The following is a 14,571-nucleotide window of genomic DNA, read 5'->3' on the forward strand; positions in this document are numbered from 1 at the left end:
TGCACTTCGGCTTTTCATCGCCAAGATGTGCCCCCACGGTGGACGCGATTGCTGCATTGCGATATTGGGCCCACCGTTTGCATACGCCACTAGGAGCAGTAATATCATGATCGGACTTGTGCTTGTCACTCATGGCAAGCTGGCTGAAGAGTTTCGTCATGCGGTCGAACACGTCGTCGGTCCTCAGAAATTCATCGAAACGGTCTGCATCGGCCCCGAAGACGACATGGATCAGAGGCGGCAGGATATTCTCGAAGCAGTGGCGAGTGCCGACGATGGTCACGGCGTCGTTATTCTGACGGATATGTTCGGCGGAACACCGTCAAACCTGGCGATATCGGTGATGAGCAGCGGCCACACCGAAGTCATTGCCGGCATGAATTTGCCAATGCTGATCAAACTTGCGGGCGTGCGTGGCGAAAACAACATGGAAAAGGCGCTCGTCGAAGCATCCGAGGCCGGCCGCAAATACATCAATGTTGCCAGCCGCGTTCTCAGCGGCAAATAACGAGCTCTGCGCCCCATGACCTCCCCGCTCTCCCGCGAAATTCTCATCATCAACAAACGTGGTCTGCACGCCCGTGCTTCGGCCAAGTTTGTGCAGACGGTCGAGACCTTCGACGCTGCAATCACCGTTTCAAAGGACGGGATGACTGTGGGCGGTACTTCGATCATGGGTTTGATGATGCTCGCAGCCAGCCCCGGCTCCAGCGTCGTCGTCTCGGCGAGCGGCAATCAGGCTGCACAGGCGCTCGAGGCGCTCGACGAACTGATCCAGAACAAGTTCGGCGAAGAGATGTGAGCGACCTGCTCATATAAACATATAAAGACTTCTTTATGTCATTATTGCCTTCGTCATAGAAGCCTGCTAAACGGCGACCATAGCCGCGTTCCGCGCGGACATATCGCGGCGTGACCATTTCGCGCCTTCGCCTTTTTGAGACGCTTTTCAGCCCGGAGAATCCCAATGAGCACTGAAAAAGACTATGTCGTCGCCGATATCGGCCTTGCAGACTTCGGTCGCAAGGAGATCACCATCGCCGAAACCGAGATGCCGGGCCTGATGTCCTGCCGCGCCGAATTCGGCGAAAGCAAGCCGCTGAAGGGCGCGCGCATCACCGGCTCGCTGCACATGACGATCCAGACCGCTGTTCTGATCGAGACGCTGGTCGCACTCGGCGCCGAAGTCCGCTGGGCATCGTGCAATATCTTCTCGACGCAGGATCATGCGGCGGCTGCTATCGCAGCGTCTGGCGTTCCGGTCTTTGCGATCAAGGGCGAGTCTCTCGAAGACTACTGGATCTACACCGACAAGATCTTCCAGTGGACCGATGGTGGCCTCTCCAACATGATCCTCGACGATGGCGGCGACGCCACGATGTACATCCTGCTTGGCGCCCGTGCGGAAGCCGGCGAGGACGTTCTGTCGAACCCGCATTCTGAAGAAGAAGAAATCCTCTTCGCACAGATCAAGAAGCGCCTTGCCGCTTCGCCGGGCTGGTTCACCAAGCAGCGCGACGCGATCAAGGGCGTCACCGAAGAAACCACGACCGGCGTCAACCGCCTGTACCAGCTCAGCCAGAAGGGCCTGCTGCCCTTCCCCGCTATCAACGTCAACGACTCCGTCACCAAGTCGAAGTTCGACAACAAGTACGGCTGCAAGGAATCGCTGGTCGACGGCATCCGCCGCGGTACCGACGTGATGATGGCCGGCAAGGTTGCCGTCGTCTGCGGTTACGGTGACGTCGGCAAGGGTTCGGCTGCTTCGCTTCTAGGCGCCGGCGCTCGTGTGAAGGTCACCGAAGTTGACCCGATCTGCGCGCTGCAGGCCGCTATGGATGGTTTCGAAGTTGTCACGCTCGAAGACGTCGTATCGACCGCTGACATCTTCATCACCACGACTGGCAACAAGGACGTCATCCGCATCGACCATATGCGTCAGATGAAGGATATGGCGATCGTCGGCAACATCGGCCACTTCGACAACGAGATCGAAGTTGCTGCGCTGCGTAACCTGAAGTGGACCAACATCAAGCCGCAGGTTGACCTGATCGAGTTCCCGAAGGGCAACCGCATCATCCTTCTCTCCGAAGGCCGTCTGCTCAACCTCGGCAATGCGACGGGTCATCCGTCCTTCGTCATGTCGGCCTCGTTCACCAACCAGACGCTGGCGCAGATCGAGCTCTTCACCAAGCCCGGCCAGTACCAGAACCAGGTGTACATCCTGCCGAAGCACCTCGACGAAAAGGTCGCTCGCCTGCATCTCGAAAAGCTCGGCGTGAAGCTGACGCAGCTTTCCGAAGAGCAGGCAGCCTATATCGGCGTGACGCCGAAGGGCCCGTTCAAGTCGGACCACTACAGATATTAACCAATAATTCAATATCCACAACATCTAGAGGGTCCGACATTGACAAATGCCGGACCCTTATTTTTTGCCGTGCACCTTCCCGCCGATTCCCTTCCGAAGTATTGTTTTAGAACTCGATTCGTGGCCACGGACGTGTCCGTTTGCTTCGAAAATGGGATGTCTTGTCGTGATGCGGCACATTGAAAGACGGAGACATACCGCGCATGTCGGAAATGATGCATAGCCTGGTCGACCAGGCAGAGGATGGCATACATGCTTCCCCCTGCCCGATCTCCGCAGGTGAACGGACAGTCGTCGGCGCCTCCAAGGCTTCGGCGCGAAAGCTAGGGATATTGGCCCGCGTAGCAAGGATATTTGCTGCGGGTACAGCCATTGCATCGGTTGCCCGACCCGTCCTCGCACAGGCGGAAGTCGAAGCGACTGCGTCCGCGCATCTTTTCACCTCCACACAGGTGGTTGGCCTGTCCGTCGTGATCGGCGTGATTTCCGCAGCCTTGCTTTCCACACTGTGGGTCGTTCGCCAGCGTGGCAATCTTGAGAGCGAAAGCCGCGAGATCCGCACAGCCCTTTCGGACGCGCAACAGCAAATCTCCCAGTACCAGGCACTGATCGCCGACAATAACCGGCGCATCGTCATCTGGGACGGCGACAAGCGTCCCGAATTGCTTGGCCAGCTTCCCGCCGAAACCGGCGCGCCGCAGGACAACGAATTCCTCGCCTTTGGCCTTTGGCTGAAGCCACGCTCGGCGTCCGAACTCGAACGTGCGATCGACCGTTTGCGGCAATCGGCGCAGAGCTTCGACATGGTCGTCGAAACCCATCGCGACGAGATCCTGGAAGCGCAGGGACGCGTTTCCGGTGGCCGGGCCTTCGTTCGCTTCGTGGCACTGAACAATCTGCGCGCCGAACTTGCCGAGCTAAAAATCGAGCGCGACCGGTTGATGGCCTCGATTTCAGCATTTGAGGGCCTTCTCGATTCAATCGACCTGCCGGCTTGGCAGCGCGACACCGACGGTCGACTGACATGGGTGAACCAGGCCTATGGTGACGCTGTCGATTCTGCCTCACCCGAGCAGGCGGTCAGCGAAGGCCGCGAGTTCCTCACGACGATCGCCCGCGAGCGTATTCGCGCCAGCGCGACGCCGGAATCCCCCTTCCACGACAAGATCTCGACAGTCGTCAATGGCAACCGGACCTTCTTTGATGTTGTCGACGTCAAGGTTCCGAGCGGTTCCGCCGGCATCGCCGTCGATGTCTCCGGCATTGAAGCGGTGCGCGCCGAATTGGAACGGACGCTGAAGAGCCACGCCGAAACGCTCGACCATCTCGCGACGCCGGTTGCGATCTTCGATGGTGACCGACGCCTGCAGTTCTATAACCAGGCGTTTGTATCGCTCTGGGAACTCGACATTGCCTTCCTCGAGAGCCGACCCGACAACGCTGAGCTGTTGGAGCGTCTGCGGGCAGCCAAGAAGCTGCCGGATCAGTTGAACTGGAAAACCTGGAAGGAAAGCGCGCTGGCAGTCTATCGCGCGCTCGATACTCAGTCAGACCTCTGGCACCTGCCCAACGGGCAAACGCTACGCGTCTTTGCAACCGCGCATCCCCAGGGCGGCGCGACCTGGGTGTTCGAGAACCTGACGGAACAGGTCGATCTCGAGACACGCTACAACACGCTGCTGAAGGTCCAGGGCGAAACCATCGACCACCTTTCCGAAGGCGTTGCCGTATTCGGCGCCGACGGTCGCATTCGCTTGTCGAACCCCGCTTTCCGCGCATTGTGGGGGATCACCGAGGCCGAAGCGAAGCCGGGAACGCACATTCGCGCGCTTGGCGAGGCCTGCGCGCCATCCTACGACCGGCCCGACGGCTGGAAGAGCTTTGCCGAACTCATCACCAGCATCGACGATGAGCGCCGCTCAAGCCAGGGCACGCTTGAGCTGTTTTCCGGTCTCGTTCTCGACTACGCCGTCATTCCGCTGCCGAACGCGCAGACGATGCTGACCTTCGTCAACATGACGGACAGCGTCCGTGCCGAGCGGGCTCTGACCGAAAAGAACGACGCGCTGCGCAAGGCCGACGAGCTGAAGAACGATTTCGTCCAGCACGTCTCCTACGAACTGCGCTCACCGCTCACCAACATCATCGGCTTCACCGACTTGCTGCGCACGCCGGGCGTCGGCGATCTCAACGAGCGGCAGGCTGAATATATCGACCATATCTCTACCTCTTCGTCGGTTCTGCTGACGCTGGTGAACGATATTCTCGATCTCGCAACGGTCGATGCCGGCATCATGCGGCTAAACTATGCGGAAATCGATCTCGGCGATCTGCTGGACGATGTTGCGATCCAGATTGCCGACCGACTGCAGGACAGCGGTGTAACGCTGGAAATCACGGCACCGGCGCATCTTGGAACCATCATTGCAGACCCGCAGCGCTTGAAGCAGATCCTGGTCAAGCTGCTGTCCAACGCCGCCAATTTCTCGCCCGAGGGCGCGGCCATTTCTCTCGAATGCCGTCGCGATGGAACTGATTTCGTCTTCTCCGTGAGCGATCGCGGGCCTGGCATTTCGCAGGATATGATCTCAAACGTCTTCGAGCGGTTCGCAACCGGCGCCAAGAGCGGAAAACGCGGTGGTGCTGGGCTTGGCCTGTCGATTGTCGATAGCTTCGTGAACCTGCACAACGGCAAGGTCGCCATCGATAGCCAGTCGGGTAAGGGAACGACGGTGATCTGCCGCATTCCTTCGGCCAATCTGCCGTCGTACGTCGCTGCGGAATGACAACGACGGCAGCTGAAATCTCCCTTTTTCTCGAAGACGAATCTGCAACGGTGCGTCTAGGCGAGGATCTGGCGCTGGCCCTCAGGGCGGGCGATTGCCTTGCGCTTTCGGGCGACCTCGGCGCCGGCAAATCGTCGCTGGCCCGTGCCTTTCTGCGCGCTCTTGCGGATGACGCGGAGTTGGAGGTGCCGAGCCCGACCTTTACGCTGGTGCAGTCGTACGATCTGCGGATACCCGTTTCTCATTTCGACCTTTACCGCCTCGGTGATCCCGCGGAGCTGACAGAGCTTGGGTTCGACGAGGCGTTGCAGGGGGGCATTTGTCTGGTCGAGTGGCCGGAGATGGCCGAAAGCGAACTGCCAGATGGCCGCATTGTTCTCAGGCTCACCCATGAGGGAGCCGGGCGACGGGTCGCCATCCTGGCACCTGAAAAGCAAGCCAGCCGGATTCGGCGGGTTTTCGCCGTTCGCGATTTCCTCGACGGTGCCGGATTTCCGCAGGCGAAACGCCGGTTTCTCACTGGAGATGCCTCGCTTCGAGCCTACGAAGCGATCTACCCTAATGACGGTGTTCGCCGGATCCTCATGGACTGGCCGCCGCTGCCGGAAGGGCCGCCTGTTCTGGACGGAAAGCCCTACGCAAAGGTAGCTCATATCGCCGAGAACGCCTATCCCTTCGTTGCGATCGCCAATGTCCTCCGCCAGGAGGGGTTCGCCACGCCTGAGATCTATAGCGTCGACTATGAGCAAGGAATTCTGCTGCTGGAAGATCTCGGCAGCGATAGCGTTCTTGACGATGATGGAAAGCCGATCGCTGAGCGATATCTGGAAAGCGTCGCCTGCCTCGCGCAGTTACATTCGCAACCGATCCCGCAGGATATTCCCGTCACCGATACGCATGTCCACCACATTCCGGATTTTGACCGAACTGCCATGAAGATGGAGGTTCGCCTCGTTCTTGACTGGCATCTGCCGTGGAAGCGTGACGGCGCGCTGGCAAGCGAGGACGAGCGGAACGAATATCTCACCATCTGGGACACGCTGATCGACCAGCTTGGAACGGCAGAGAAGAACCTTCTGCTGCGCGATTTCCACTCACCGAACATCATCTGGCGCGAGAACAAGGCTGGTATCCAGAAGGTCGGCCTGATCGACTTCCAGGACGCGATGATCGGCCCCACCTCTTACGATCTCGCATCGATCGTGCAGGACGCGCGGGTGACGATCGAGCCTGACCTGTTCCATCGCCTGATGGAGCACTACCTGTCGCTGCGCCGCCGCCAGCCGAATTTCGACGAAGCCGCGCTTTTGAAGAGCTGGGCGATCATGTCGGCACAGCGCAATTGCAAGCTTGCCGGCCTCTGGGTCCGGCTGATGCAGCGGGATGGCAAGCCGGGTTACATGAAGCATATGCCGCGCACGCTTGCATATCTTGGGGTTGCCCTGCAGCACGATACGCTTGCCCCCTTGCGCGACTGGTGCGTAAGGGCTGGAATAGCGACAGCCGAATCATAAGTTCCGAATGAAATGACGATTAAACAAGCCATGGTGCTGGCTGCCGGCCTCGGCACCCGCATGCGCCCGATCACCGACACTATACCCAAGCCGCTGGTCAAGATCGACGGCAAGCCGATGATCGACTATTCGCTCGACGCGCTGGCGGAGGCGGGCGTCGAAAGGGCGGTGGTCAACGTCCACCATCACGCAGAACAGATGCTCGAGCATCTCAGGTCCTACAAGCGCCTGGAAATCGTTATCTCCGACGAGCGCGAGAGACTGATGAATAACGGCGGCGGCCTGGCAAAAGGCCTGAAACTCCTTGATCGCGGCGATGTATTCGTGACGAACGCAGATCTCTTCTGGATCGGCGAACCGAGCGACCGGCCGAGCAACCTTCGACGCTTAGCCGGATTCTACGATGACAATCAGATGGATATGGCCATGCTGTGCGTCAAGCTCGAGGACACGACGGGCCATAACGGCAAGAACGATTTCAACCTCGCCAATGACGGCAAGCTCAGCCGCTATCGCGAACAAGGTCCGCAGCCGGTGGTCTATGCTGGCGCTATCGCCATGAACACCTCTTTTCTGGACGATGCGCCGGACGATGCCTTCAATCTCAACATCTACTTCGACAAGGCGATCGCGCGCGGCCGCCTCTGCGGGATGATGCTTGAAGGCCACTGGCTGACCGTGGGCACGCCTGAGGCAATCGGGGACGCAGAGGAAACGATCCGACGTTACCGGACGTTTGCGTGACGCATGAGTGAGCGCCATCGGCCCAGGGTACTGACAATTCCGGCGGGATTGCCGTTTCTCAATACCCTTGCTCAGTCGCTTTGTGCTGGACAACTCACTCCATCCTTTACGCACGACCCTGCCGATCCGCTGTCGTTGTCCAAGGTTACGATCTATCTGCCAACGCGGCGTGCGGCGCGTGTGCTACGGTCGGAGTTCGTCGATCTGCTCGGGGGCCGGGCAGCGATCCTGCCCGTGATCCGACCGCTTGGCGAAACCGATGACGACAACGGCTATTTCGACGAGGCCCTGCCGGCAACGCTTGACCTTGCACAGCCACTCTCCAATACGGCGCGTCTGCTGGAACTGGCTCGGCTGATCCTTGCCTGGCGCAACAAGCTTCCGGAGATCGTGCGCAGCATTCATTCCGATTCGCCCCTTATCGCACCGGCAAGTCCCGCGGACGCCATCTGGTTGGCGCGCAATCTTGCCGAGCTGATCGATTCAATCGAAACCGAAGACCGCGATTGGAGCGAGCTTGGCCGACTGACCGCTAGGGATCATGCGCTTTGGTGGCAGCTGACGGCGGAGTTCCTGCAGATTGCCAGCGCATTCTGGCCGGAACGGTTGAATGAGCTTGGCCGGTCTTCGCCGGCGCGCCATCGCAACGCCATTCTGCGTGCCGAGGCAAACCGGATTGCAACCATGCAGCCGACAGGGCCGATTATCATTGCCGGCTCCACCGGCTCAGTGCCCGCGACCGCCGACCTTATCGCAGCAGTGGCAAACCGTCCGGAAGGCGTCATTGTCCTGCCTGGACTTGATGTCGGAATGCCCGAAGAGCATTGGCGCATGGTCGCGCCCGAGAGGATCGCGGGCCAGCCCACGGACGCAGCAAGCCGAAGCCATTCGCAATATGGTCTCTCCCTGCTTCTGAAGCGCCTTCAGCTGACGCGCGAAGACGTTGCCACGGTCGCAGAAGCCCCCGCCGTGCTCAAGCAGCGCGCGGAGATCCTGTCCCACGCCCTTTCGCCCGCTGAAGCGACAAGTGATTGGGGTGCCTGGAAGGAAACCCTGCCGCAAGGCGCGCTGTCCGATGCCTTTGGCGACGTATCCCTGATCGAGGCGGGAAATGAACGCGAGGAGGCAACTGCCATCGCCATCGCGCTTCGTCTGGCGCTGGAGCAGCCGGGGATGAACGGCGAAAGCCGGGCGGCTTTGATCACTCCGGACCGCAATCTCGCCCGGCGCGTGATGGCAGACTTGTCACGTTTCGGCATTCTTGCCGATGATTCCGCAGGCACACCGCTTTCAGCCACGCCTCAGGGAGCGTTGTTGCAGTTGCTTCTTGAGGCAACGTTGCGGCCCGGCGATCCGGTTGCGATCGTCGGCTTGCTCAAGCATCCTTTGGCACGCTTTGGCCTGGATCGCGAAACACTTGGCGAAGCCGTGGCCGCTCTCGAGCTCCTGGCATTGCGCGGCGGCGTGGCCGAAGTCGACGTCAGCGCGCTCGAACCGTTGCTCGATCATCAGCTGTCGGAACAGTCGCTGGACCGACATGCACCGAACTGGCGCAAGGCCCTGCCCCTTGATGCCCATGAAAAGGCTCGCGACCTTGCCCGTCGCATCGCCAGCGCAGTGGAGCCGCTTGCGGCCGCATTGGTCCGTCGCGGGCCTGGCGATCGCGGCCTGACGACGAGCTTTCCGCCTTCCGAGTGGGCACAGCGAACGGGCCGGGCCATCGAGGCCATTGCCCGCGACGAACGGGGCGATCTCTCCGGCCTTTGGTCGGGCGAAGCCGGCGACACGTTGGCAAAGTTGCTTGGCGAAGTCATCGAGACCGAAGGTCAGATCGAGGCCGACGGGCCGCAATGGATCGACATCATGGCCGCACTGACGGCTGGCCAAGCGGTGAAGCCGCGCGCGCTCAGCCATCCGCGGCTCTTCATTTTCGGAACGCTGGAAGCACGTCTGCAAAGCGTCGATACCCTGATCCTCGGCGGCCTGAACGAAGGCTCGTGGCCGGGCCAGACCGCCAATAATCCGTTCATCTCCCGATCGATGAAGACGGAGATCGGCCTGGAGCCGCCCGAACGCAGGATCGGCCAGCTGGCGCACGACTTCGAAATGGCCAATGGGACGCGCCATCTCGTCTATTCACGCGCGCTGCGTCAGGGCTCAACGCCGACGGTTGCGTCCCGCTGGCTGCAACGGCTCCTGGCCTTCGGTGGCAAGGGGTTCGAGGCGGAGATTAAAGCGCGCGGCGAAAACTTCGTGCACTGGGCCAATCTCCTCGATCAAGGAGATCGCCAGGCACCAGCCCAGCGTCCGAGTCCCACCCCGCCGCGCGAGATGCAGCCGAAGTCCTACTCGTTCAGTGAAGTTGGCCGGCTGCGGCGCGATCCCTATTCAATTTATGCGCGGCGCGTGCTCCGCCTTGATCCCGTGGATCCGTTCAACCGCGATCCAGGTGCAGCGGAACGCGGAACGCTCTACCACAAGATCATCGACCGTTTCATTCGCGAGGGCAATATCGCCGGGACGCCGGACGCGATCGCAGCGATGGAGTGTATTCTCACCGAACTGTTCGACATGGAGCAGCTGCCGCCTCACATCGATGCCGTCTGGCGGCCACGTTTCCGGGAAGTCGCCCGTTCTTTCCTGGTGTGGGAAGCCGAAAGACGGCCCGGCATTAGGAAAACACTGACGGAAGTGCGCGGCGGGATCGAGCTCGAACCAATCGACATTCGGCTCAGCGGCGTTGCCGATCGCATCGATGTGACCGGACCAAACGCAGCCGACATCATCGACTACAAGACCGGCTTCAATCCCTCGCCTGCGCAGGCACGGGCTCTCCTTGATCCGCAGCTGGCGCTTGAGGCGGCAGCGATGAAAGCGGGCGCCTTCCGCGACGCCGGGAGCCTCGTGCCGCAGGATCTTCTTTATGTGCGACTGCGACCCGGAAGCCGGTTCCAGGTCGACACCGTCAACAACGAATTCTCCACGAGGAGCGACAAGCCGAAATCGGCTATCGATCTCGCTGCCGATTCGATCGATCAACTGATAAAGTTCGTTTCGCTGCTGCAATCCGGCGAGAAAGGCTTTACCTCGCGGCTCATTCCCGCCCAGCAATTCGAATTCGGCGGCGACTACGATCACCTTGCACGTGTCTCCGAATGGTCGACGGCGGAAAGCGACGAGGTTAGCGGCGATGAATGATGAACCTTTGCTGCCAGAAGGCGACGATCCAGTCGCCTGGACGAGCTGGACGACGATCCAGCAATCGATCGCTTCGGATCCACAACGTTCTGCCTGGGTTTCGGCCAACGCAGGCTCCGGCAAGACACATGTGCTGACGCAGCGCGTCATCCGCCTGCTGCTTGCAGGCGCGCGCCCTTCGGCAATTCTTTGTCTCACCTACACGAAGGCCGCAGCCTCCGAGATGTCCAACCGTGTCTTCGACCGACTTGCGGAATGGGCCGTGCTTTCGGACGATGATCTCAGCCACCGTATCGCGCAGATCGAGGGCAAGGCGCCTGACCTAATCAAGCTCGCTGAAGCGCGGCGCCTGTTTGCCAAGGCGCTGGAAACGCCTGGCGGTCTGAAGATCCAGACGATTCACGCGTTTTGCGAAGCGTTGCTGCATCAGTTTCCACTGGAAGCAAACGTCGCCGGCCACTTCTCCGTGCTTGACGATCGGGCGGCCGCAACCCTACTTTCCGATGCTCGCCGATCGCTGCTAACCGCAACAACGCCGGAAGAGGACCCGGCACTGGCGGAGGCATTTTCCTATGTGCTCAACCTCGGCGATGAATCGGGACTTGAACGGCTGCTGGAAGAGATCGTTGCCAATCGTAACGCTATCCGGAGCTTCACGCTCGCAGCCGCACACAATCGTGGCCTCGACCACGTGCTCCGGACGCAGCTGGGCCTTGCCGGCGACGACACCGAGGCCGGCATCGCTGAAGAGTACTGGCCGCTGCCCGGCCTTTCCGGCGGTACGCTTGAGCGCTATCTGGCGCTTGCGGAGCAGAAGGGCGGTACCAAGGCGCAAGATGTCGCGGCGAGCCTCAAGGCCGTGGCACGAGAGTTGAATGCCGCGCGGCGCATTCAGTTACTGGACAAGATTTTCCTGACGGCCAAGGGCGATCCTAAGTCGGATTCACAATTCGTCGTGAAGGCGATGCTCAGTGAAGCGCCGGAACTCGCCGATGCCGTGGCGACCGCTCGCGCGCATGTGGCTGCCTGCCGCGACCGGTTGAAAATCGCGCGAATGTACACCGCCACGCATGCTGCCCTGGTGCTCGCGGAGCGGCTGAACCGAGACTACGAAGACCTTAAGAAGCAACGAAGCCAGCTCGATTTCGAAGACTTGATCACCCGGACCGCCGACCTGCTGACCAAGAGCGATGTCGGTCCGTGGATTCACTACAAGCTCGACCAGGGTATCGACCATATCCTTGTCGACGAGGCTCAGGATACCAGCCCCATCCAGTGGAGCGTCATCCAGTCGCTCGCGGAAGACTTCTTCTCCGGCGATAGCGCGCGCAATGTCGTTCGTACCCTGTTTGCGGTGGGCGACGAAAAGCAATCCATCTATTCATTCCAGGGTGCGCGCCCCGAACGCTTCTCCGAAGAGAGCCAGCGCACCCGGCATCGTGTTTCTCAAAGCGGCCTCGCCTTTTCATCGGTCCGGCTGCCCTTGTCGTTTCGTTCGACCTCCGACGTCTTGGCTGCTGTCGACCATATCTTCGGACCGGCCGACAATGCGCGCGGCCTGAGTGCGGCCGGCGAACCGGTCATCCATCGCTCCAACCGCATCGGCCATCCCGGTGCCGTCGATCTATGGGAGATGATTGCTCCCGAGGTCTCGATCAAGGAGGAGGATTGGACGGCACCGTTCGATTCGACCCCGGAGAGCGCGCCCGCGGCGATCCTTGCCCGGCGCATGGCGCATGTGATCGATGGCCTAGTCGGCAAGGAAACGATCGTCGAGAAAGGCAAGGAGCGTGTCATCGAGGCCGGGGATATCCTCGTCCTCGTGCGCAAGCGCGACTCCTTCGTCAACGCTCTAACGCGGGCACTGAAGCGCCGGGACAATATTCCGGTGGCGGGTGCCGACCGTCTCCGCCTAACCAGCCACATCGCTATCCAGGATCTTATGGCGCTCGGCCGCTTCCTGCTCTTGCCCGAAGACGACCTCTCGCTCGCCGCGCTGATGAAAAGTCCGCTGCTGGATCTGACGGAAGATGACATCTTTGCCGTTGCTGCCCTTCGCGGCGATGGCGAGAGCGTGTGGCGCCATATGGAAACCTTCGCTACCGACGGCAATGAACGCCTCGGTGCTGCCGTTGCCCGCCTGAAGCTGTTTCTCGCCGAATCGAAAAGCCTCTCAGTCCACGATTTCTACGCCCGTGTGCTGGGCAGCCATGGGGGGCGGCGCCAGTTTCTTGGCCGGCTCGGCACCGAGGTCAGCGATATTCTCGACGAGTTCCTGACCTTCACGCTCGATCACGAGACATCTGGCTTGCCGGGGCTGCAATCCTTCATCTCGACACTCGAGTTGGAAGCGCCAGAGGTAAAGCGCGAGCAGGACAAAGGCCGCAACGAAGTACGGATCATGACGGTGCACGCCTCCAAGGGCCTCGAAGCGCCGATCGTCTTCCTGGTCGACGGCGGTTCGAAGGCCTTTACCCCCAGCCATATGCCGAAACTTCGCCTGCTCAAGCAGCGTGGTGATGCCCCGCCGATACCCGTCTGGGTGCCGCTCGGCGATCTCGGCAATTCGTTGACGCAGGCCGATGCCACGCGCATTCAGGTATTGGCGGAAGAGGAATATCGCCGCTTGCTTTATGTGGCAATGACACGAGCGGCCGACAGGCTGGTCGTGTGCGGCTACCGTGGCGTTCGCGCCAATACCGACACCTGGCATGCCATGATCTCGGCCGCCATGGCGAGCGACCATCCCCATGTCGCCGCGGCAACATTCACTGGGCCGGACGGCGACTGGCAGGGGATCAAATGGCGCGTGCCACGGGTGGAACGAAGCTTCGAGCGCGCCGATCAGGTCGACCATGTTGCGAAGCGCGACGCATTACCGATCGATCTCAGCCGCCCGCTGCCGCCGCAGAGGCAGTTGCCGCGTCCACTGAGCCCTTCCGGAGCCGGAACGATCATCGATGAAGAGGCCGACGACCTGCTGGTGACCTCGCCGCTCTTCAGCGAGAAGCCGAAATCCGACCGCGCGCTGCAGAAGGGCCGCCTGCTTCACCGCATGTTGCAGATGCTGCCGGAGATCGCTGCGCACGAACGAGAGGACGCGGCAACACGCTATACCGAACGCGCAGCACGCTTCTGGCCCGAGGCCGAACGCCGGCAGCTGATCGATTCGGTTCTGAAACTATTGGATGAGCCGGACCTAGGACCCGTGTTTGCAGCGCATGCGCAGGCGGAAGTCTCGATCATGGGCACACTGTCGCTGGACGACCGCGACTACGCCGTTTCCGGTCGTGTGGACCGGCTGGCCGTGCTCGAGGATCGAGTGATCATCCTCGACTACAAGACCAATCGTGTTCCGCCGCCAACGGCCGATGCGATTCCCTTCGCGCATCGGGCCCAGCTGGCGATCTATCGCAGTATCCTCGCGCCGCTCTATCTCGGCAAGCGCATCGATTGCGTGCTCGTCTACACCGAGAACGGCTCCGTCCACACGCTGACGCCGGACGCGCTGGCATTGGCGCTTGCACAGCTCAAGACAAAGTGAAATACCGGACATTGAAATCCCGTCCGCGCACCCTCACATGTGCTTCAACAGGAAATCCTTAAAGGAGCAGCCTATGGCTACCGTGAAAGTCGATATCAACAACTTCCAGGCTGAAGTTCTGGAATCCGCAGAACCCGTCGTCGTCGATTTCTGGGCTGAATGGTGCGGCCCGTGCAAGATGATCGCTCCGAGCCTCGAAGAACTCGCCGTCGAGTTCCAGGGTAAGGTGAAGGTCGCCAAGCTCAACATCGACGAGAATCCGGAGCTTGCCGCTCAGTTCGGAGTTCGCTCGATTCCGACGCTCGCCATGTTCAAGGCCGGCGAAGTTGCTGACATCAAGGTTGGCGCTGCCCCGAAGACCGCTCTTTCGAGCTGGATTTCGAGCGCCGCTTAATTCGTCACGACATCAATGAAAAA

9 protein-coding genes are annotated in these 14,571 nt (G+C 60.7%); all 9 read left to right on the forward strand.

Annotation, left to right across the window (positions count from 1 at the left end; all coding sequences use genetic code 11):
* Positions 1-106 precede the first annotated feature (106 nt).
* Positions 107-508, forward strand: a complete 402-nt coding sequence (locus tag QTL94_RS12400; RefSeq protein ID WP_037064533.1) for a PTS sugar transporter subunit IIA — start codon at positions 107-109, stop codon at positions 506-508.
* 15 nt (positions 509-523) lie between these two features.
* On the forward strand, positions 524-802 hold the full coding sequence (locus tag QTL94_RS12405; RefSeq protein WP_065690628.1) for an HPr family phosphocarrier protein: 279 nt from the start codon (positions 524-526) through the stop codon (positions 800-802).
* Between the two features lie 165 nt (positions 803-967).
* Positions 968-2,368 (forward strand): adenosylhomocysteinase, encoded by a 1,401-nt coding sequence (ahcY, locus tag QTL94_RS12410; RefSeq protein WP_065690627.1) that lies wholly within the window; start codon positions 968-970, stop codon positions 2,366-2,368.
* Between the two features lie 203 nt (positions 2,369-2,571).
* The gene (locus QTL94_RS12415) at positions 2,572-5,154 is read left to right on the forward strand and encodes a sensor histidine kinase (RefSeq protein WP_289801784.1); all 2,583 of its coding nucleotides are present in this window, start codon (positions 2,572-2,574) and stop codon (positions 5,152-5,154) included.
* On the forward strand, positions 5,151-6,668 hold the full coding sequence (gene tsaE / locus QTL94_RS12420) for a tRNA (adenosine(37)-N6)-threonylcarbamoyltransferase complex ATPase subunit type 1 TsaE (RefSeq protein WP_289801786.1): 1,518 nt from the start codon (positions 5,151-5,153) through the stop codon (positions 6,666-6,668). The genes QTL94_RS12415 and tsaE overlap by 4 nt, the downstream gene beginning before the upstream one ends.
* Positions 6,669-6,680: 12 nt before the next feature.
* On the forward strand, positions 6,681-7,412 hold the full coding sequence (locus QTL94_RS12425) for a nucleotidyltransferase family protein (protein WP_289801788.1): 732 nt from the start codon (positions 6,681-6,683) through the stop codon (positions 7,410-7,412).
* 3 nt (positions 7,413-7,415) lie between these two features.
* Complete coding sequence (gene addB, locus QTL94_RS12430; RefSeq protein ID WP_289801790.1) at positions 7,416-10,610, forward strand: double-strand break repair protein AddB; 3,195 nt, start codon at positions 7,416-7,418, stop codon at positions 10,608-10,610.
* Positions 10,603-14,154 carry a double-strand break repair helicase AddA gene (gene addA, locus QTL94_RS12435; RefSeq protein ID WP_289801792.1) on the forward strand — a complete coding sequence of 1,184 codons (3,552 nt, stop codon included), beginning with the start codon at positions 10,603-10,605 and terminating at the stop codon, positions 14,152-14,154. The genes addB and addA overlap by 8 nt, the downstream gene beginning before the upstream one ends.
* A gap of 73 nt (positions 14,155-14,227) precedes the next feature.
* Entirely contained in the window at positions 14,228-14,548 is a 321-nt protein-coding gene (trxA, locus tag QTL94_RS12440; protein WP_018901140.1) for a thioredoxin, read from the forward strand.
* The last annotated feature ends 23 nt before the right edge of the window (positions 14,549-14,571 follow it).

Source organism: Rhizobium sp. S96, assembly GCF_030382195.1.
In the GTDB taxonomy this organism is placed as follows: Bacteria; Pseudomonadota; Alphaproteobacteria; order Rhizobiales; family Rhizobiaceae; genus Rhizobium.

Bases quoted from the DNA above. Each gene is read 5' to 3' on its own strand.
- QTL94_RS12415 (WP_289801784.1), top strand. From the start codon at position 2,572: ATGTCGGAAATGATGCATAGCCTGGTCGACCAGGCAGAGGATGGCATA.
- tsaE (WP_289801786.1), top strand. From the start codon at position 5,151: ATGACAACGACGGCAGCTGAAATCTCCCTTTTTCTCGAAGACGAATCT.
- addA (WP_289801792.1), top strand. From the start codon at position 10,603: ATGAATGATGAACCTTTGCTGCCAGAAGGCGACGATCCAGTCGCCTGG.
- addB (WP_289801790.1), top strand. From the start codon at position 7,416: ATGAGTGAGCGCCATCGGCCCAGGGTACTGACAATTCCGGCGGGATTG.
- ahcY (WP_065690627.1), top strand. From the start codon at position 968: ATGAGCACTGAAAAAGACTATGTCGTCGCCGATATCGGCCTTGCAGAC.
- QTL94_RS12425 (WP_289801788.1), top strand. From the start codon at position 6,681: ATGACGATTAAACAAGCCATGGTGCTGGCTGCCGGCCTCGGCACCCGC.
- trxA (WP_018901140.1), top strand. From the start codon at position 14,228: ATGGCTACCGTGAAAGTCGATATCAACAACTTCCAGGCTGAAGTTCTG.
- QTL94_RS12405 (WP_065690628.1), top strand. From the start codon at position 524: ATGACCTCCCCGCTCTCCCGCGAAATTCTCATCATCAACAAACGTGGT.
- QTL94_RS12400 (WP_037064533.1), top strand. From the start codon at position 107: ATGATCGGACTTGTGCTTGTCACTCATGGCAAGCTGGCTGAAGAGTTT.